15 protein-coding genes and 1 pseudogene are annotated in these 19,300 nt (G+C 67.0%); 3 read left to right on the forward strand and 13 right to left on the reverse strand.

Annotation, left to right across the window (positions count from 1 at the left end):
- Positions 1-92: 92 nt before the first annotated feature.
- From ACZ7IB_RS10395 to ACZ7IB_RS10415, 5 genes and pseudogenes are all read right to left on the reverse strand, one after another.
- On the reverse strand, positions 93-476 hold the full coding sequence (locus tag ACZ7IB_RS10395; protein ID WP_399432417.1) for a DUF6193 family natural product biosynthesis protein: 384 nt from the start codon (positions 474-476) through the stop codon (positions 93-95).
- A pseudogene (locus tag ACZ7IB_RS10400) lies at positions 466-5,276 on the reverse strand (RHS repeat-associated core domain-containing protein). Before ACZ7IB_RS10400 ends, ACZ7IB_RS10395 begins: the two are co-directional and overlap by 11 nt.
- Before the next feature lie 712 nt (positions 5,277-5,988).
- Positions 5,989-6,846 carry a hypothetical protein gene (locus tag ACZ7IB_RS10405; RefSeq protein WP_470911085.1) on the reverse strand — a complete coding sequence of 286 codons (858 nt, stop codon included), beginning with the start codon at positions 6,844-6,846 and terminating at the stop codon, positions 5,989-5,991.
- A 172-nt stretch (positions 6,847-7,018) separates the two neighbouring features.
- The gene (locus ACZ7IB_RS10410) at positions 7,019-9,835 is read right to left on the reverse strand and encodes a hypothetical protein (protein WP_470911087.1); all 2,817 of its coding nucleotides are present in this window, start codon (positions 9,833-9,835) and stop codon (positions 7,019-7,021) included.
- Between the two features lie 402 nt (positions 9,836-10,237).
- Positions 10,238-10,564 carry a trypco2 family protein gene (locus ACZ7IB_RS10415; RefSeq protein ID WP_470911091.1) on the reverse strand — a complete coding sequence of 109 codons (327 nt, stop codon included), beginning with the start codon at positions 10,562-10,564 and terminating at the stop codon, positions 10,238-10,240.
- 186 nt (positions 10,565-10,750) lie between these two features.
- Here ACZ7IB_RS10415 and ACZ7IB_RS10420 point away from each other — a divergent pair, with 186 nt between their 5' ends.
- The 3 genes from ACZ7IB_RS10420 (at position 10,751) to ACZ7IB_RS10430 (ending at position 12,143) form a co-directional block, all read left to right on the forward strand.
- Positions 10,751-10,957: a transposase gene (locus tag ACZ7IB_RS10420; RefSeq protein WP_470911093.1), complete on the forward strand. Its 207-nt coding sequence runs from the start codon at positions 10,751-10,753 to the stop codon at positions 10,955-10,957.
- Positions 10,958-10,983: 26 nt separating this feature from the next.
- Complete coding sequence (locus ACZ7IB_RS10425) at positions 10,984-11,235, forward strand: hypothetical protein (RefSeq protein ID WP_470911094.1); 252 nt, start codon at positions 10,984-10,986, stop codon at positions 11,233-11,235.
- 71 nt (positions 11,236-11,306) lie between these two features.
- Complete coding sequence (locus tag ACZ7IB_RS10430) at positions 11,307-12,143, forward strand: phosphotransferase family protein (protein ID WP_470911096.1); 837 nt, start codon at positions 11,307-11,309, stop codon at positions 12,141-12,143.
- Between the two features lie 47 nt (positions 12,144-12,190).
- Here ACZ7IB_RS10430 and ACZ7IB_RS10435 read toward each other — a convergent pair whose 3' ends face one another.
- From ACZ7IB_RS10435 to ACZ7IB_RS10470, 8 genes are read right to left on the reverse strand one after another with little or no spacing between them, the layout of a single operon-like run.
- Positions 12,191-12,445: a PTS glucose/sucrose transporter subunit IIB gene (locus ACZ7IB_RS10435; protein ID WP_046497749.1), complete on the reverse strand. Its 255-nt coding sequence runs from the start codon at positions 12,443-12,445 to the stop codon at positions 12,191-12,193.
- Between the two features lie 26 nt (positions 12,446-12,471).
- A complete protein-coding gene (locus ACZ7IB_RS10440) occupies positions 12,472-12,870 on the reverse strand; it encodes a hypothetical protein (RefSeq protein ID WP_470911098.1) in 399 nt (132 codons plus the stop codon).
- Positions 12,867-13,505: a nucleoside/nucleotide kinase family protein gene (locus ACZ7IB_RS10445; protein ID WP_470911100.1), complete on the reverse strand. Its 639-nt coding sequence runs from the start codon at positions 13,503-13,505 to the stop codon at positions 12,867-12,869. The genes ACZ7IB_RS10440 and ACZ7IB_RS10445 overlap by 4 nt, the downstream gene beginning before the upstream one ends.
- Positions 13,502-15,631 carry a phosphotransferase gene (locus ACZ7IB_RS10450; RefSeq protein ID WP_470911103.1) on the reverse strand — a complete coding sequence of 710 codons (2,130 nt, stop codon included), beginning with the start codon at positions 15,629-15,631 and terminating at the stop codon, positions 13,502-13,504. The genes ACZ7IB_RS10445 and ACZ7IB_RS10450 overlap by 4 nt, the downstream gene beginning before the upstream one ends.
- Positions 15,624-17,249, reverse strand: coding sequence for a carbamoyltransferase family protein (locus tag ACZ7IB_RS10455; RefSeq protein WP_470911105.1), 1,626 nt, complete (start codon positions 17,247-17,249; stop codon positions 15,624-15,626). The genes ACZ7IB_RS10450 and ACZ7IB_RS10455 overlap by 8 nt, the downstream gene beginning before the upstream one ends.
- Positions 17,242-18,168 (reverse strand): glycosyltransferase family 2 protein, encoded by a 927-nt coding sequence (locus ACZ7IB_RS10460; RefSeq protein ID WP_470911108.1) that lies wholly within the window; start codon positions 18,166-18,168, stop codon positions 17,242-17,244. The genes ACZ7IB_RS10455 and ACZ7IB_RS10460 overlap by 8 nt, the downstream gene beginning before the upstream one ends.
- Positions 18,165-18,674 carry a hypothetical protein gene (locus ACZ7IB_RS10465; RefSeq protein ID WP_470911111.1) on the reverse strand — a complete coding sequence of 170 codons (510 nt, stop codon included), beginning with the start codon at positions 18,672-18,674 and terminating at the stop codon, positions 18,165-18,167. Before ACZ7IB_RS10465 ends, ACZ7IB_RS10460 begins: the two co-directional genes overlap by 4 nt.
- The gene (locus tag ACZ7IB_RS10470; protein WP_470911113.1) at positions 18,671-19,123 is read right to left on the reverse strand and encodes an ATP-binding protein; all 453 of its coding nucleotides are present in this window, start codon (positions 19,121-19,123) and stop codon (positions 18,671-18,673) included. The genes ACZ7IB_RS10465 and ACZ7IB_RS10470 overlap by 4 nt, the downstream gene beginning before the upstream one ends.
- Between the last annotated feature and the right edge of the window lie 177 nt (positions 19,124-19,300).

A 19,300-nucleotide genomic window follows, 5' to 3' on the forward strand; every position in this document is an offset into this window, starting at 1 on the left:
AGCAGACCACTCCGCAGCCACAATCTCAGCGCCGTTCCGGGTTTCCTCATTGCTCGTCATGAACTGCCCATATTGACGTACGGAGGCTGGGCTCACAGGTCGTCAGCCGTGCCTTCGGTTGCAGGCCCCCAGTCTTCGGGCAGGGTCGCGGCAAGTAGCGCGACTGCCTCCGATGCTGTGTCCGCCACGCCTACTTCGCGAAGGCCGGACTCACCCGTCTCCCACATGCGAATGACGGAGTAGCGCCCGTCGCGCCGCCTGAAGAGGGAAGGGACGTCCCGGGACCACGGGTACCGCGTGCAGCGGCTGAACTGAAGAGATCCGTGACTGATGAGCGGGAAGAGTGAACGCAATTTTTGATTCGCATAAGCCGCTTGCGAAAGGGTCGGATCGATCACACCTGATGGTTCCGACAGTACGCTTCGCCACTCCCTGACAACTGATTCGGGGACGCTGGCATCAGTCTCAGCCGCCATTTGCTTGCTCTCTCTTGAGTCGGAGGTACTCGGGATTCAATTCCATGATGTCTGGTTTATCGATGTGGATTCGCTCATTTTCCGAGTACCAGGATATTTCTTCCCATGGGCGCCCGTCCGGGGTGGCGTAACCATCGGCCACATCGGTTTCGTAGGCTCGAACCGCACGGGCCACCACACTCATCTCCCATGCCGTGCCGTTACCTGCGTCGGGCCATCGGTCTCTGTTCCCCAGGCCGAAATTATCACCACGCTCTACGGCTACTCTGAATGCTTCGATAATGGTTTCCGGTGTATTCCAATTTCCGGAATCTCCGGCCCGATTAGGCATTCCGTCCAGGGTTATAGAAAGTGTCGTCTCGCGGTCATTCACGGCGGAGGCGACGTTGGTCATCCATACGGGACCGCCGGGCTCTTCGTCACCGTAGTTGCTGTCATTGTATGTGTGGGCCCCGGGATCTCCATTATCGCGCAGGTACGCGGCGAGGTTGTTGGAATGCCCACCAGGACGGTTGACCCCCAGCACCACACTGTGGCGGTCCTCCCCGCCACGATGCGGGCACTGCGCCAGTCCTAGCGGGTCGATCCACCGTGTGGGGTTGTCGACGTAGGTGACCGCGTTCGGGGCCGGGATCAGGCCGAGCGGGTCAGGGGAGAGGTAGCGGCCTGATTCGGGGTCGTAGTGGCGGTGGCGGTTGTAGTGGAGGCCCGATTCCGGGTCGAAGTACTGTCCCGGGAAGCGCAGCGGGGTGTAGGCGTCGGCGCGGCGGTTCCACGAGGTGGCTCCCCACAGGGTGGCGCGGGTGTGCCATGCCACCTCGCCCTGTTCGTCGACGAGTTCGCGGGGTGTACCGACGAGATCGGTGGTGATCGCGAAGAAGCGGCGGTCGACCTCCGCCCGGTGAAGGAGCCGGCGTTCCACCTGGGTGACCGGCTTCACCCCGTCGTGGTCCCAGGTGAGGGCGACGGAGTCCGGGGATCCCGCGAGGGAGGTGGTCTGTTCGCAGAGGGTGTCGCCGTCCCAGGTGAAGGTCACCTCTTCGGCGACCGACGCCCCGTCCGGCGACAGGCGCTGTTTCGTCGTGCGGCGGCCGAGGGCGTCGTAGTGGTAGCGCCAGCGGGTCCCGTCCGGTGTGGTGACGGAGACCAGGCGGTCCTCGGCGTCCCAGTCGTAGTGCCAGGTGTCGGGCTTGCGGGAGAGGCGGGCCTTCTGGCGCAGGACCACGCGCCCCTGCGCGTCGTGTTCGTAACGGACGTGCCCCGCACGGGTGATGCGGGTGCCGGTGTACTCGCGCGGTCCGGTGGCGTCGTCCGTGCCGGGCCAGGTCGCGGTGGTCTGGTTTCCGGACTCGTCGTACGCGTAGCGTTCCGACCAGTTGTCCGCGGTGACGCCCGTGACCCGGCCCGCCCGGTCACCTCCAGCTGTTTGTGTCCGCTGGTCAGTTCGTCGACCGAGGTGAGGTGGCCGTCGGCGCGGTAAGTGTACGAGCGGCGCTGGAGGGTCCGGTCGCCGGGTGCGCGGACGTGCTGGTCGGTCAGGCGGCCTACCGGGTTGTAGGTGTGCTCGACGGTCAGTGCGTTGCCGATCCGGCGGGTTGTCTCGCGGCCGGTTTCGTCGAAGGCGAAGACGACCTGATGGCCTGAGGCGTTCAGCTCGGCCTGCAGGCCGGCTGGGAATGACCATGTGCTGACCGCCCCGGACGGGGTGACACGGCGGACGCGCCGTCCGGTCTCGTCGTATGTGTTGGTCAGTTCGCGACCGTCGCAGATCTCGCTCAGGACCCTGCCCGAGTTGTCACGTACGTACGACAGTTCGGTGTCGGGTCCCGTCGCTGAGGCGAGCCGGCCGTGGATGTCGTAGGTGAAATGGGTGACCGCGCCGTCGGCGTCCTTGGCGGTGACGCGGCCTGTCAGGTCGCGCTCGTAGCGGACGGTCTGTCCGAGGCCGTTGGTGCGGGAGACGAGTTGGCCGCAGGAGTCGTGAACATAGCTGAGTGTGCGGCCGTCGTAGTCGGTCTCCGCGCTGGTGTGGCCGGCTGGGTCGTAGGTGTAGTCCCAAGTGAGGCCCTGCGGGTTGGTGACACGGGTCAGACGCAGCTCGGTGTCGTGGGTGAACTCCTGGCGCGCGCCGTCCGGTGTGGTGCGGGCGGAGACCAGGTCGAAGTGCGTGTACTCGAAGCGGGTTTCGCCGCCCGCCGCGTCGGTGTGGACGAGGCAGTTGCCCTCGCCGTCGTACGTCCACGACTGCTGCGAGCCGTCGGGATCCGTCCGCCGGGCGAGCTTGCCCTCGACGGTCCATTCCAGTGCGGTCGTGCGGCCCTGTGGGTCGGTGATCCGTACCGCACGCCCGAACGCGTCACGGGTGTAGCGGGTGACCGTGCCGAGCCGACCGCGGACCGCCAGCGGCAGGCCGGCCATGTCGCAGTGCAGCCGGTCCAGTGCGCCGAGGGAGTCGTCGACTCCGGTGAGCTGACCGTTTGGGCCATGAGTGAGGCGGGTCGTCGTGCCGTTCGGCCGGGTGAAGAGCGTCGGGTTGCCCTGGTCGTCGTACTCCTGCCGCGACGTTGCACCGTCGGGTCCGGTGACTGCGGCGAGCTGGTTCAGCTCGTTGTACTCGATCTCGGCGGAGCTGCCGTCAGGGTGTTCGACCCGTGCCGGGTTTCCGCGTTCGTCGTAGGTGTAGGTGGTAGTGCGGCCGAGCGGATCGGTCCGGGAGAGTAGCCGGTCGTAGCGGTCGAAACTGTGGCGGGTGACGCCGCCCAGCGCATCGGTCTCAGCGACCGCCTGGAGACGGGAGTTGAAGTAGTGCACCTTGGTCGCACCGAGGGAGTTCGTGTACCGGGTGACGCGGTCGTCAGTCTCCGGGTGAGTGTCGTACGCGAACGTGGAGGAGAGATAGCCGTCTGGGCCGATCGTGCTGACCACCCGGCCCGCGTCGTCGTACACATAGCGGAACGTGGAGTCGTTGCGGTCGGTCCAGGACGTGATCCGAGCATCCACGTCGTACGTGAAACGAAGTGGAATTCCTGAGGAGTTGACGACTCCGTCAAGGTTGCCCAGAGGGTCGTAGTCGTAGCGCATGATGGTGATCGGTCCGTCAGGCGTACGCAGGGACATCTCCCGAACCCGTGCGTCCTGGACGGCCAGATCGATCCGGTAGCCGCCGGAGTGAGTGACCGTTGTCGGGCTGCCGTCACCAGCGCGTGAGAAGGAGATCCGGTTGAGGTTGCGGTCCTCGACCTCCCCAAGCCAGTAGGCCGGCGACGCGTTGTACGGACTGCCTCGGAACGAGCGCGCCAGACCTGTGTACGGATCGGTGATGAGATAGGTGGTCTCTCCGTTGTCGTGTCCGCCGTGCACCAGAGGAAGCCGGGCACCTTCAAGGGGCAGGACACCGTCGTCGTCCCCGGGTAGCGGCAGTCGCGGATAGACGAGGAGCGAACCGTCGTCCCGTGACCACACCGCACCCGCGCCGAGCGGGTCGAGCTCGATCCGTTCGTCCAGCGTGGAGGCCCAGCTGCGGCCGAACCACTGGCCGTAGCGGTAGTCGGAGAGATGTGTCCGGCGCAGGACGAGCGGAAGGACTCCGGGCAGGGCCACATCCGTCTGCGGCAGGGTCATCTCGCCGGTGGCGACGTCCACCGGGTCGTTCTCACAGGTCTTCTTGTCCAGTGAGATGCTGTTGCGGCGCGGCTCGTCCCCGGCACTCTTCAGCGCGTCCGCCTTGGTGTGAGCGGACTCCCGGCGTGCCTTGGCAGGGGGCGGGACGGTCTCTCCGTCATCCCGGCGCACCTTGTTGAGCCTGTCCTTGATATCCAGATCGATCTTCTTCTGGGCCTCGGATATCTCCCTGACCGCTTTCGGTAGCCCCTCGCCGAGGTGGTCGCCCACCGCCTTGTTGGCCTTGCCGAGAGCTTTCATCGCCTTGTCGATCACGGGGTCAAGGGCGTTGGCGATGTCGTCCTTGCCCCGGGTCCGTCCATGATGCGTCCCGGCCTTGGCCAGCCTGCCCGCGGTTTTGCCGTGAACGTCGACGCTGACCAGACTCAGGTTGGTGCCGGCTCGCTCGTGCTCCGAGTGCTCGATGTGCACACCCTTGCCGGGCGCGGCCCCGGGACCACCGGCTGAAGCGAGGTGGAACGAGTCCTTGGCCCCCGCGACACCTTCGTTGAAGCCCTCCTTGCCCGACTGGCCCACCTGGCTCATGTCGACGCCGTCCTGCAGACCGAGCATGGTGGCGCCGACCTGTACCGCCAGATCCGCGGCCATGCCCTCCAGCGCGGCGACGGCCGGTTCGGTCAGAGCGGAGACGATATAGCTGACGACCTCTTCCAGGCACTCCTTGATGATCCGGCGGATGGCCTGCTGGGCCACCGCGATCGCGCCCCCGCCGATGAGCATGGACAGGCCGCCGGTCACCGGTATCAGAGCCATGGAGATGCCCGCCTTACCGGCCAGCACCCCCAGATGGACAAGAGCCGCATACTTCATGGCTTCGATCGCCGTTGCCGCATTGTCCAGGGCACCCGCGATCGTGCGAGCGCCGTCGGCCAGATCCTTCACATGCTTGTTCTTGACCTTGCCCCAGTGGCCGCCGAGCGCGTCGAGAGCTTCGCCGTAGCCAGACGACAGCAAACGTTGTACATGCTGATTGGCGAGGTAGCCGTCATCCTCCACATCCTCTGCGAACTCCCGGAGGGCGTCAGCCATGTCCCGATACGCGTCTTCATCGACGTTCGGCCAATTGACACCAATGACGTCAAGTAAGGTGTCGGCCCAGTCGGGCACAGTTACAGCCACGGCACGAAATCCCCCCGGACAAACTCGCGTTCACTGAACGCATGCGAACACGATCTCACTCTTCGGCCGCCTTACCAAGACCTTTCGGGACTGATGGGCCTGCCGACGGGTGCTGCGGCGGGAAGGAGCTGACGTCTTGTCGCCAGGTTTACGCCCGCGAGGCAGGGGTGACGAGGTGTGACCGCCGCGACTCCGGCGAGCGACCAGGAGGTCGCCTGCTGATCGAGGCCGCTGCCGAGTCTGCTGTTGCTCCCCGCCTGAGCGAAGACTAGCGAGGAGCCCTCCGGTGCAGAGCTGGTGCGGGACGCTTGAACTGGTCCAGACAACAAAGAAGCCCCCGGCCGCTGGCCTGGGGCTTTTTCATGGAGCGGGTGACGAGAATCGAACTCGCGCTCTGAGCTTGGGAATCAACAAGCATTTGATGCCTGAAACGGTCAGTGGCCTGCGAAAACATGCCTGAAGGACAGTATCGACGGGCGTTCGCGAGGCGCCGTTGTTGACCGGTGTTCACCGTCCTGACTGGCACGCTGTGGCACGCGCGCAGGATCGGCAACCCAGTCGGCACCGTGTGGGACGCGCTACCGGTCATCAGGCGAACTGCGCAGCATCCCCTTCAGCATCGTCCTGCCGTGGAAGACGCTGCCGCCAGCCCTGTGATCCTGTTCTTGAGCTGTTCGTTTTGTTTCGGCAGCGACGGGATTCGCGGTCACGATCAGTCGGTCGTGTCCTCAAAGGCGTGTGGGGGACGGTCGTCAATCACGATGCGGGTTCGGATGGCATTACTTTGGGAGGGAAGGGCCTCCGCGATGACATTGGCGATCCGACCGTAGTAAGTCGCGGCGAGTGCACGGTCCTCGCGGGAGGTCGTGTGCGCCTGCTGGGTCGTGTGCAGGGCGCTGAGGATGGCGATCAGGGTGCGTCCGGAAAGCGTCACGTTCGTCTGCTGCTCGTCGTCGCCATTAGTAGCGAGACCAGGGACACGGAAGTGGGCGTTGCGGGCAGCCTGTTCGACGATGAATGCCCATGCATCGCGGTGACAGATCAGGTCGGCGGCGCTGATGCCAGCGGCCTGCTCAAGTACGGCGTCAAGTGGCCGCTGGCCGGTAGCTGAGGGGGTCTGTTCCGCAGTCTCGGATTCGGATGAGTCAGGTGCTTCCTCTTCGCCTGAGGCAGCCGGGGGTGTGGCGCCTGCGGGCGTGGGCTCGGAGTCGGATGCGACTGCGGGCTTGCCGGGACTACTTCCCGTTCTGCTGAGAGCTTCTGTTCGTGCTTCGGCGGCTTGGCGGCGTGCTGTTTCGAGTTCCAAGCGTAGGGATTCCGATTCGCGGCGGGCCTCAGTGATCGTCTTGTGAGCATCGTTGAGTTCGCGGCGGAGTTCGCGCAATTCGTCACGGAGGTCTTGCAGGCCGGCGTCCAGGCTGGAAGCGAGCTGTTGGCGAGCATCGGTGTTGAGGCCCCTGAGCTCGGCCAGGCCGGTGCGCAGCTCCTGTCCGAATTCGGTGCGCAGCAATGCGAGCTCGTCGGCTGTCTCGTTGTGCTGTTCATTGATGGGGCGGCGGAAGATGGCCATGCCGGTCCCTCCTTCTTGATGCATTGTTCGGCAGCCGTCCAAGGATCGTGGCGGCGGTAAAGGTTCTGCGCGGTTCCTTGGGGGTGGTGGCCTGATAGTCCGGTTGACAGTCCTAAATGGGTGCCCCTTCCCCGGCTGGGAGTCCGTATCTCCGGGCTTGGCACGGGTCGGGTCAAAGGTTGGTCACCAAGGGGTCGACAGTGATGGTCCATCGGGCGGCCAGACCGTGGCCGGGTGATGGGGCGCGAGTGACGACGCCCAGGCACGATTGAGGACGGGCGTCGAGGATCCTTCCGAGCTCCTTGGCGGTATCGGTGGCCATCTGTTGGTCGGTGAGGACGATTCTGGGTTTCCACAGATCGTTTGAAGGGTCACGTACGCGAGCGTCGCGGGGGTGATCGACGTTCAGGGCGTGGAGTGCGGAGCGCGCCTGGGCGGTGTGTGTGCTGGCGGCATCCAGCGCGTCCTCAAAGGCGTTGTGCTGTGTGGCATAGCGGACGCCCCGTGCCGGCTTACCGATTCCTGCGATATGAACGTGCGGCCGGCTGGCTCGGGACCTGGTGGAGAACTCGAAGGCCAACTCGCCAAGGATTTGCTGGACGTGTTCGATGGGCCCATCGAGGTGGACGAGTCCGACATGCTCGAGATCGACATATGTGATCGATCCTTCGGGTGTCCAGCCCAGTTGTGCCAGGGCTGGGTAGGCGTGCTGCGGGGGTTTCGTCTCGGTGCTGGGAGGCAGCACGTGGTCGCCCCGGCAGCGCCACACCGTGTCAGGTCCTTGTGACTGGAACGGTGGAATGGCAAGTGCGACAGTGGAAAGGTTCAGCTCGATGGAGCTGTCTGGGCCGAGGACGATCGTGTTCACCGCGGGGAGAGGACGGTTGGATCGGCGGGCCTCATCGCCGAGGCAACGCAGTGCGTGATCCATTCTCTGCTGCCTCTCGGGGTCGGTGAAAGCGCCGCTCAACAGGCGGAATAGAGAGAGAACCGGCCCTCCGACGCCGGGGTGGGCCTGTGGGGGGAGGTGGAGAGTGATGTCGCCCCCATGGCGACGCGCCTTGCGAATCGGGAGGAAGAAGGTCGGTGGAGAAGAGCGTTGCTCGTGGCCTCCGGTGATCCGGTCAGTGGCGGCGGGAACGTCGTCTTCGGCTTCGGGCGCGGCATGGGATTGCTCCGGTGTCTCGGTGAGCGGACCTGTCTCGGGCTCTGTGCTGGTGGGCTCGGTGTCGGCCTGCCGACCAGATGTGTTGGGGCATGGCGTGAGCTGGTCCAGCAGGCTATTGATGCGGTGGAGCTGGTCGTTCGGGAGGTGGTTGTCAGTATTCATTTGAGCGGCGGCAGCGGGCTTGAGAGCGTTCAGCCAGGTGATCGCATCGCTTGGAGGGAGTTCTGTGGCGATGTCGACCGCAGGGGCGAGGAGGACGTCTGGTGCGGCAGTTACGGCGCGGGCGACGCTGTTGGTGAGCGTGGATTGATGTGTGGCTGCGCGCGCCAGGACGGTCATCGCGCGGTGCTGCTGGACGGCGGAGAGACCGGCGTCGGGGAGGATGTGGACGACGAGCTCGCTGTCGCTGTCGTGGTCTGCCCGAGCGATGAGTTCAGCGGCGAGAACGTCTGGTCTCATCGCTCCCCAGCGTGCCCCGTCCGTTGCCGGGTAGAGGTCGGCAAGCATCTGCTCAATGCGGCGCACGATCTCGCGGTCCGGGAGCTGCGGAGTGTCGAAATCACGGTCGTGGAAGCGAAAGGCTGCCAAGACCGCGTTCAGCGCGTCTCGGCGTTCATCGGCCCCGACGATGCGCTGCACAGCTACGAGTTGACGTAGCAGGTCCCGCTGATGGAAGAAGACATCGTCGAGCCCGTGTGAGCGGACGCTGTGCCGCCAGTACCGGCTCTCATGGGCCATCAGAACATCGACTGGACGGACGGCGCCGACGGCGGTCGGAACAATGGCCTCTTCCAGCACCTGTGCGAGGGCAGCCATGTGGATGGAGACGATAAGTTCCTCGGGCGGCCCTGCCGCTTGATCACCGCGCGGAGGTTCCTGGGGTGGGCTGGGATCGTCGCCAGCTTCCGACGGCCCTTCGAGTGCAGCAAGGTGAGCGATACGTTCACGGAAGGCCCGGGTCGCGACCTCGAAGTTCCGTGAGCTGCCGACGCGTGGGTGAAACTCGGCAGGTGCCAACGGCACCACGGTGCCCCGCTCCATTACCGCTGTGCCCTGCCATTCGATTTGGAGATCCGTCCACCACCGGTGCGCCGTTCTGGCCAGCAGCAGTACCCGGACCGGGTCATGGGCGTGACGCGATCCTCTGAAAAGGCGCAACACCTGTTCGACCTGGTCCACCCGTGTCTCGGCGTAATCGAGGACCAGCAGGAGCGGCCGGATATTCGTCGTCAGTGATTCCAGTGACCTGCCGACCCGCTGCACGTCCGAAAGAAACCCTGCTGTCCAGGGTGAGCGCCGCTGTGTCATACGCCGTATCAATTCGGCCGCCAGGCGGGTCTTTCCCACGCCGCCGGGGCCGAAGGCCAGTGCCACGTCCACCACACGCCGACTGGTGCACCAGGACGTCAGGTCAGCGATCTCCCCCTCCATGCCCGTGAATGGCACGACTTCGGCCTGTGGTGAGAGTAGATACGACGGCGATAGGTGGGGAACGGGAGGGGCGTGGAAAAGCGCGCTCTGGTCTGCCGACTCCAACTGCGGTGCGATGCCCGTGTGCGCGGTCACCATGGCCGTGAAGTCGGCAAGCGCGAGCAGACGCCGCGCTGGCAGGGCCCACAGCGTTCGGCCTTTCCAGGATTTCGGCACCGCCTCCACCAGGCCGATCAGGATCTCGTTGCAGAACAACCCGGCACCCGACAGGCCGCTCCACCCGCCCATATTGTCCGGGAGGGCATTGGAGACGTCGACGTCGTACTTCGCCGCGTTCAGGCCCGTCACTGCACTGACGTGACCGATCACCTGCCGGTCGTCGTGCACCACGGTGTGGCCGCCGTCCGGACGAACGGTGCTATGGCGCGAGGCCCGCGGGAAGCCGACAGCTGAACATTCCGGACGGGCCTTCGGACTCGAACATGTCAGCTCGCCCCATCTCGCGGGTGTCACGTCCCGACCCAACCGACTGGGGTCGCCGCCTAAGAGCACCGCATCCAGTTCACGGTCGCCGACCCAGATGACCTCCGCCGGATGCTCTTGCCGGTTACGCAGAACCCGCACTCGGATTCGCTCACCGAGCGGAGGCGGTCCCCCGCCCGCCTCCGTTACGACGTGCAACGCTGTCAGCACCAGCCCAGGAGCGATCAAGGTACCTGACCCGCACCCGCCACCTGCGCCGAGAACCTCCACGGTCCGTGACCAGCTCGCAGCCTCCACCGTGCGTCTCGGCTACTCGAACAAGCTCCCGCCGACCGTATCCCCGAAGTCAGACGCATCCCCGCTGATCAGCTGGTGATCCGCCCCGTCGACCACGAGATTCACCGTCAACCGGTGAGTCCGGGACCTCGACCACTCCCCCTTTGCGTCCGTGGAGACGACAAACGCCTTCACCCCACCTGACGCGGCACCGCTGGCTCGAAGCTCGATCCCCAGATCCAACGTCACCTCGTTGACCTTGAACCGGATAGCGGCCCCGTCCCCTTCCCGCTGGGCAGCCGCAAGACCTGCCCGCACAGCCATGAGTGCCTCGGCCAACTCAGTTCCGTCCTGCTTCACGAACCCTCCCCGTTGACGCTTCGTGATCTAGTGTGTGGCAGTAGGCTGATCCGCCGCAGACTTTTGCTTTCATTCCCCACCGCCAAAGACGAGCATCCCTCCGGCGAGGGGGACTGAGCTGCTCTGAGTTTGGTGGAGTCCCTGATGCCGGGGTTGCCTACCTGGCGAAGGAGATTCACCAGCAGCGTGCCAGCACCACGTAAATACCCCGACGAGCTCCGCGAGCGCGCGATCCGCGAGGTCCGCACCACCAGCCGCCCGATCGCGCACGTCGCGAAGGACCTGGGCATCCACAAGGAAGCCCTGCGCGTCTGGGGCCGGCAAGCCGAGGCCGACCAGCCGACCACGGTGAGCGGGACGACCGGCTCACCACCGCCGAACGCGACGAGCTGAAGCAACTTCGCAAGGAAAAAACGGAGTTGAAGTGGACGAACGAGATCCTCAAAGCCGCGAGTGTCTTTTTTGCCCATGAGCTCGACCGTCCCCGAAGGAGTCACCTGATGAATGCGACGACTGATCATCTGATCGAGGCTGCTGACCACGCGTCGCTTGCTGGGGTCGGCGAATGCGCCCAGGGTGCCGCCGTGAAGTCGATGTCGGTGTCGGAGAACGGTTTGTCCAACGAGCCGTTGGAGGAGTGCGGATGCGTGTTGAGTCAGAGCCTCGGGTGATGTGGCACGACCTCCCTCCCGCCGTACGCGGTGAGATCGCGGGCAGGGGCGGGGCCTCGATCGTGCGGGCCGTGTCGCAGGAGGGCGGGTTCACTTCGGGTTTGGCTGCCCGGCTTTTGCTGGCGGATGGTCGGCGGGTATTCGTGAAGGGGATACCGGTGGGGCATCCGCTGGCGGGGATGTATGAGCAGGAGGCGGCTGTTGCGGCAACTGTTCCGACCGGTTTCTCTTCGCCGGCCCTACTGTGGTCGGGCGAGGTCGAAGACTGGGTTCTGCTGCTTTTCGATGACATCGACGGGCGTCATCCCAGTCTGGCCCCGGGCTCTGCTGATCTTCCGGCGGTCCTGGACACCGTGGCTTCGATGGAGAAGGTGCTGACGCCGTGTGCGTATGCCGGCGCGCGGCCGGTGGCTGAGGCGATGTCCCGGGTTTCGAGCTGCTGGCGAACGTTGGCCGCCGACCAGCCGGGCGACCTCGCCCCGTGGTGCGTGCGGCATCTCGCTGACCTGGTCGAGTGGGAGACGCGGTGGATGCCCGCGGCGGAGGGGGACACTCTTCTGCACGCTGATCTGCGGCCGGACAACATGGTGCGCCAGCATGCCAACGGGACTGTGTTCGTCGTCGACTGGGCGTTCGGGTATCGCGGGGCCGCGTGGTTCGACGCTGCCTGGCTTGTCCCGTACCTGATCATGGATGGCCACACGCCGGCATCGGCGGAAGCGGCCCTGGCCGGGGTTCCCGCATGGGAGTCTGCGGATGCCAATGCGGTCACGGCGCTGGCCGTGTCGGTGGCCGGGCACTGGGAGTTGGCCCGCCGACGACCGTCGCGGCCCGCGCTGCGGGCGTATCAGGATCTGGAGGCTACGGCGGCGCTGGCATGGACGGCGTACCGAACCGGCTGGCGGTGACGAGCCGGTTGTGCCGGTCCGGCTGTGACGCATGAAAGGGGCTGTGGTTACGGGGCGGCCAAGAGCTGGGCGAGGGCAGCGGCCAGCGGGGTGACGGCGGCCGGGCCGACCACGATCTGGAAGGTGTCCCGTTCCAGCACTCCCAGGACGGCGGGATGGTCACGCAGGGCGGTGTCGTCGACGCGGGCGCGGTCGGTGAGGGTGAGCCGAAGCCGGGTGACGCAGTGGGCCAGCGAGACGATGTTGTCAGTCCCGCCCAGAAGGTCGCGCAAGACGGCGGCGGTGCGCACGTACTTGTCCATGGGCTTTTCCTGAGCGGACGTTGAGGTCATCGGGCGCCCCACAGGTACCGCTCGATGTCGATCTCCGCGTAGCGGATCTCGGGCCGGTCGTCCCAGTACGCTTTGCCGACCTCGTGGGCGATCAGCGACCGCAAGCGCAGGTGGGAGTCGAGCCAGGTGCCAGGCAGCCGCCAACGCGACCATTCGGCCGGGGCGGTCTGTTCCAGTGCACGGTGGGATCGGGCCAGGGCGTTCCGCCACTCGTGCAGGACCTCGGCGGGCACAGCCTCGGTGTCGTGGTTGTCGGCTTCGGCGAGGAAGGCTCGTATCTCGTCAGCCGTGGCGCGCAGTCCGTCCACCGCTTGGGAAGTAGCCGTGTCATCGGGAGGGGCTGCCAAAGCGATGAGGAGGCGGCGTGTGGTCGCCGCCGCTGGCTCGTGCGTCATACCGCCTCCGATGATCGGCTGCCGGTCAGTGCTTCTTGCCGCGGTAGCTGGCCGACGAGGTGAGGCGGCAGTGCGTCAAGCAGGGTCGGCCAGCCGGAGGTGTCGGTGACGTCGAGCGTGGTGAAGGTGTCGGCGGGGAGCCAGACCGGCAGGTTGCTGAGGAAGTGGCGGTAAGTGGTGAGGAAGCCGAGGTCGAACCACAGGGCGTAGCGCTCGTCGTGCGCGTACGCGGACCGCCGGGATATCGAGGTGCCAGAGTCGGTCAGCAGGACCAGGGTGGTGAGGTCCGGGTGAGGGCCTATGAGGTCGAGGTCGTGGCACAGGGCCAGCGCCTGCTCGAAGTCGCGGTGCGGGGCCCGGCCGGTGGCGGCCAGCGCGTAGCGGTAGGCGAGGACCCCGATGTGGCACCGGTCGGAGGCGACGATCATCCCCGGGCGGGTCCGCGACAGGTGCCGGGCGGTGCCGATGCGGTCTCGGGCCTCATGCAAGAGGAACCGAGCGGTCGCGGTGTCCGAGGAACTGTTCTCCGGGGGCTGGGCCTCGGGGAAGACCAGCAGATGGTGCGATAACGCGGTCTGGAGCTGGTGGAGCAGGGTGGTCTTGCCGGCGCCCGGCATACCGTCCAGGACGATCACAGTCGGGGTGTCCCTTCGGATTCAAGGGCGTCCAGAACGCCGGGTGCAAGGGCGATGATCTGGTCGGCGAGCGCGGTGTCGATCTCCATGGCCCATTGCAGGACCCAGCGGAAGTAGCGGGCGGTGTGCCACAGCAGGTGCCGGGCGTCCACGTCTGAGAGGCGACCGAGGCGGGCGCTCTCGTCTTCGTAAGCGGACAGGGCGAGGGCCGGGGCGCGGCCGTCGATCAGGCAGTTCTGGACGTACAGATTGGTGAGGTCCTCGTACACACACCCAACCCCGCAGCCTTCGAAGTCGATCACGCCGGGCGGCAGGCCGGGGGTGAGCAGGAGGTTGCGGGCGGAGTAGTCGCCGTGGACGAACCCCGTTACGCACGCCGCCTGCTGGTCGGGTTCGGTCTTGTCGAGAACTGCGGAGAGGCGGGCCCGTACGGGGTGGGCGTCCTCGTCCAAGGGCCGGATGTTGCGGCCGAACGGCGGCAGTTCGGTGAGGGCGTCGGCGGACAGGGAGTGGAGGCGCGCGGCGACTTCGCCGAGCGTCCGCGTTTCGTCCTTGTCGTGCCTGTTGTCGGGGGCGGTGCCGTTCAGGCGGGTGGCGGCCACCCACGACAGGGCGCCTTCGACATCGTCGTGGCCAAGGACTTCGGGTACGCGCAGACCGGGTACCTGCCCGGTGAGGCGGAGGCCGATGATTTCGCGGCGTGCCCGTTCGGCGGGCCGGTGCGTGTAGATCTTCAGGACTGCGGTCTTGGAGAGGAAGACCATGGACCGGCCGCCGTAGCCGACGATCGCTGTCTGGTCGAAGACAGTGTCGAGTGCGGATTCGGCGGCGTGGCGCGCACAGTCGATCTCACTTGCCAGCCGTGCCAGCACCGGGTGCTCGCGACCGTTCGCCGATGTAGGCGTTTCGCCCATGCTGGGTTCCTTCCGTGTTCGCCATTCGTGCAGCCAGTATGGCGTCTGGCCTGCGAGTTCCTGGATTTCGCCCGACCCGGCCGCCGGTGTTGTCGCCGGTCCTGAGACACCGCGTACGGATCGATAGGCGAGATGCGCCAGTCCGGCTGCCGCCGCCCAGGAGAACTCGGTCTCGACCAGTTGGCGTCCCGCTGTGCCGAGTTGTCGGCGCAGGGTGGCGTCGTCCTGGAGGCGGGTCACCAGACCGGGTATGTCGTCCATGGACGGGGCGGTGGAGACCAGCGCGAAAGTGTCCGGGTCGGGCAGTCCGGCGAATGCCTCGGCTGTGCCGACGACCGGCAGTCCGGCGGCCATGTACTGGAGCACTTTCAGTTTCATCCCGCCGCCGGAGTCCAGCGGTGCCAAGCCCACTTCGGCTGTCGACAGTGCTGACGGCAGATCCGGTACCGGGCCGTGCAGCCGTACGGTGCTGTCGGCGCCGAGGGCCCGCAGGGCTCGCGGGTACCGGCCGTACACGTCGACGGATCCGCCCCGCGATGCCAGCGCCGGGGCGAGCCGGGTACGGAGGAAGGTGGCGGCACGGGCGTTCGGCTCGTAGAAGAGGTTGCCGACGAACGCCGCCGAGCCCGGAGTCTCACGTTCGCGACGTGGGGTCGGACCGGGCTCCACACCGCACGGCACGACGTGCACCGCCGTCGCACGCAGGTCGGTCGCGAGGTCCGCATCACGGCGGGTGAAGGCGACGACGGCATCTGCCGCGGCCACGGCTGCCGCCTGAAGGACGGCAGCCTGGCGGCACTCCCACTCGGCGTTGCCGATCGTCCGGGCGACGGCGGCCTCGTTGTCGTGCATCTCGTACACCAGGGCGGCCCCGGCGGCGTCGGCGAGGGCGCGCCCGTAGCGGACGGTCAACTGTGTGTTGGACATCACCAGCACGTCGGGGGCGAGGTCCTTCATGTGCGCGGTCAGCGGTCCTGTGTCCTCGTACACGGCGTCGTATGGCAGATAGCGAACCGGGAACGGCCAGCGGCGGGTGGGCCTGGAACGGGGGTTGAGGTCGCACAGCAGCAACGTCACTTCCACCCCGGCCTCGGCCAGATGTCGGTTCAGGTGCAGTGTGCGGGCGGCGGCTCCGGTCAGCGGGAGGGAGCGTTGGAAGCCGGCGGTGTCGAAGAGCACCGCGACCCGAAGCCTCTGGCGGGGTTCAGACATCGCTCTTCACCGCTACGAAGCCGTTGCTGAAGACAAGGGCGTCCAGGTCGGTGTGGCAGAACGTGGCCACCGCGTGCGCGGGAGTCTCCACGATCGGCTCGGTGTCGTTGAAGGAGGTGTTCAGGATGACGGGCACGCCCGTGAGGTCCCCGAACTTGGTGATCAGCCGGTGGAAGGCCGGGTGGACGGTCTGATCGACGGTCTGGACGCGGGCACTGCCATCGACATGAGTGACTGCGGCGAGTCGGTCTCGGTGCTGTGCTCTCACCTGTGGCGCGAAGAGCATGTAGGGGCTGGCCCGGTCGATCTCGAACCACGTGCCAGCGTGCTCAGCCAGTACAGCAGGGGCGAAAGGACGGAAGAACTCGCGATGCTTGACCCTGGTGTTGAGCACGTCCCGCGTCGCAGCCTGGCGGGGGTCGGCGAGGATGCTGCGTGACCCGAGGGCGCGGGCGCCGAGTTCGCTGCCGCCGTCGAACCAGCCGATCAGTTTGCCCTGCGCGATCAGTTCGGATGCCGCGGTGGCCGGGTCGGACTCGCGCCGGTAGACGAACGGGCGGTGAGGGTGGCGCTCGGTCAGGCCGGAGGAGGGGTGTCTGCGCAGCGCGAGGTGGATTTCGCCGTCGGTGTAGGGGCGGCCGAAGGAGTCCCGTCCGGCCAGCGGCATCCTGGGCATCCGGCCGGTGAGCCGGTGGATGCCGTGGAGGGCATTGCCGAGGGCCTGGCCACGGTCCGAGGCCGGCGGGGGTACGAACAGGTCGGCACCGGTGGCTCGGCGGATCGCCTCGTTGGCGACGCAGTTCATCGCGACTCCGCCGGCGAAGCAGACGTTGGTCTGGCGGTGCTCTGCCATCAGGTGGGTGACGACCCCGACGAGGGCATCCTCGGTCTGAGCCTGGACCCAGGCGGCCAGGTCGCGTGCCCGTGGCTCGGTCCAGGCGTACGGTCTGCCGAGATCGAGGCTGGACGCGGCGGCGAACTCCGCCAGCCCTCGGTCGTGGGTCCGTTCCAGGCGGCCTTCGACCTGGGCGTCGATGACGTCGAAGAGCGGAAGATCGATGGCCTTGGGGTCGCCGTATGAGGCGAGGGCCATGGTCTTGCCTGACTCCTGCCCGTCGAAGCCGAGCCAGTTCGTCACCGCCTCGAACGTCGCGCCGATTCCGCCTGCCCGAGTCCTGCCCTCACGGTTCCCGCCCACCCTGGTCAGCCCCGTACGGTCGGCGAGGAAGTAGCTTTCAGTCTGGTGGTCGTTGCCTGATCCGTCCGCGACCACGACCAATGCCTCGTCCGCGTCGGACAAGCAGAACGCACCGTAAGCGTGGGACATGTGGTGGTCGACGGACACGATTCGGCGAGCATCCATGCCGTAGCGATCAAGACCGCCCGTGAAGCCGTCCTCCAGACGGGGACCGACGCATGAGAACACCACGATGCCGACGTCCGTGAGGCTGAGGTCAGCCGCGTCCAGGCAGTAGGCGAGGGCGGCCTGCCAGCCGCCGCTGTATCGGGTGCGGTTCAACCGTTCCTCGGCGATCGCGACGACCCGGTCGCCGACGACGATCGCGCATCCGCCGTCGTGTCCGAGGTTCAACCCCACCGCTATTGGCACGTCACTCATGGAAGACCTCTTTCTTCGTCGCGGACTTCTCCGCGCTCGCGGTGTGTGTGCTTGTCCTGGCCACGGCCAGCCGGAGCCGTTCCGCCCGCAGCCCCGCCACCCGCGCGACATCGGCCACCGCCCTGCGGCGACCTGTACGGCTACGCAGCCGTGTGGGCGCGAGTGCGTCGCGCAGTCGGTAGCTGTCGTAGATGTCCGCGCCGGGGTGGATCGCCAGCAGCCGGGCCACCGACACGCCGTGCCACAGAGCACGTCCCCGCACGGCGGCGGGCGTCAGGTCGGCCGGATGGATCGCGCGGTGGACCACGGCATCCGGCACGACGACCACCAGATGACCGCTGAGCTGGGCACGGACGGTGAACTCCAGTTCCTCGCAGCTCAGATGGCGGCGACCAGTAACGCCGAGCCGAGTGTCGAACCGCGGCAGCGGACTCCGGCGGATCGCCAGGTTGCAGCCGACGGCCCAGTACGGGGCGACGAGTTCCGCAGTGGCTTGTGGCCACGTAGGCGGTACGAACAACTGGAGCACGTCGGCGGGTACGTCAGCGGTGGTCCCGCCGGTGAAGTACGGGACGACCTTGCCACCCGCGCAGTACGCCCCCGTCGCCTCCAGCGCGGTGGCCATCCGCCCGGCCCAGTCCGGCTCGGGACGGGCGTCCGGATCGGTGATCAGCACGATCTCGCCCTGCGCCTGCCGGATCCCGGTATTGCGCGCCCGCGACAGCCCCGCCTGCCTCTCGTGGACGACCCGGCATGGCATGGGCCCCAGCCGGTACGGTCCCGGTGGCAGGACCGGCGCCGGATGGTTGTCCACCACGACCAGCTCAATGTCCTCGGCCGGGTAGTTCTGTGCCCGGACCGCCCTGGCCAGGTCGCCCAAGGCGTCGATATTGCCTCGCACCGCGACCACGATGCTCATCCGCATGTTCGTCCTCCGCTGTCGATGTGACGTCGGGTGATGCTGGCCGTCTGTCCTCGGGGGAGGGGCGGAGCGTGGGGCCGGGCACGGGGACGTTCGCGTACGGGGCAGACCACGGCCTGGTAGTGGACCCCATCGCGGTCGACGACCTCGAACGACAACCGCTTGCCGGTGCGCAAGGCCAGCAGCGCCCGCCAGCGTGCTTCTTCGTCGCCAGTCCACCGGGCGGCCCGACTGATGTCGGGCCCGTCCAGGAACTGGGCGAACCGTTCCAGCCGGTCGACGCCCCATGCGACAGCCGCTTCCGGGCCGGAGACGGTAACTCTGCTGAGCCAGAACAGCGGCCGGATGATCGCGCTCTGGGGGTCTGGGCGGTCCAGAGTCGCGAAGGCTTCGCAGCGGAAGAGCTGGGACGGCGGCGGGCGGCGCCAGACCCGGTCGATGGTGGCGGCGGCCTGCCTCCGGTCGTCGAACACTCCATGGTGTGGTGGGCGGGAGGCGATCACGACGCGTCCTCCGGCCTGGCTCCCGGCAGCGGGAGCGACGCCCACACCGTCTTCCGGCCGCACGTGCCGGGCCGGTATCCCCACCGGCAGGCCAGTGCCTGGACGAGGATCAGGCCCCGCCCGCCTTCGTCGTCCTCGGCGGTCTGCAGTACGGCCGGGCGCCCGCCGTTGTCGTCTTCGACCTCCAGCACCGCGACGCCGTCCCGGACTGTCAGGATCACGGTCACGCCACCCGGGTCGCCATGGCGGATGGCGTTGACGACCAGCTCGGTCACGATCAGCCCCATGTCGTCCGCGACCTCGGGGACACCCCACAGCCGGAGGCTCGCGACGACCCCGTGTCGTACGTGGGCCACGAGGTGAAGCTGCGGGGCGATGTCCACGCAGATCGCCCGCCGAAGCCCGGTGCCGGCAGGCGCCGTTTCCTCGGTGGGGAGGGTCGCCGTCACCGTTGCCACCGCCTCTGCCGAGCAACGGCATCGAGGGGCCTGAACGGGGCGTACCGCTGGGTGCGGTGGTCCGTCTGTGCGGTTCCCGCGCTGTGTCGCTCGACCATTTCCGGCATGGCAACAAGCTTCAACGCGCGCAGAACAGAGGACCCGGACAGTTTGTCAGGGCCCTCTGTT

The sequence above is a fragment of the Streptomyces sp. NPDC037301 genome (assembly GCF_055602785.1).

Bases quoted from the DNA above. Each gene is read 5' to 3' on its own strand.
- ACZ7IB_RS10395 (WP_399432417.1), bottom strand. From the start codon at position 476: ATGGCGGCTGAGACTGATGCCAGCGTCCCCGAATCAGTTGTCAGGGAG.
- ACZ7IB_RS10405 (WP_470911085.1), bottom strand. From the start codon at position 6,846: ATGGCCATCTTCCGCCGCCCCATCAATGAACAGCACAACGAGACAGCC.
- ACZ7IB_RS10435 (WP_046497749.1), bottom strand. From the start codon at position 12,445: ATGGACAAGTACGTGCGCACCGCCGCCGTCTTGCGCGACCTTCTGGGC.
- ACZ7IB_RS10440 (WP_470911098.1), bottom strand. From the start codon at position 12,870: ATGACGCACGAGCCAGCGGCGGCGACCACACGCCGCCTCCTCATCGCT.
- ACZ7IB_RS10450 (WP_470911103.1), bottom strand. From the start codon at position 15,631: ATGTCTGAACCCCGCCAGAGGCTTCGGGTCGCGGTGCTCTTCGACACC.
- ACZ7IB_RS10455 (WP_470911105.1), bottom strand. From the start codon at position 17,249: ATGAGTGACGTGCCAATAGCGGTGGGGTTGAACCTCGGACACGACGGC.
- ACZ7IB_RS10460 (WP_470911108.1), bottom strand. From the start codon at position 18,168: ATGAGCATCGTGGTCGCGGTGCGAGGCAATATCGACGCCTTGGGCGAC.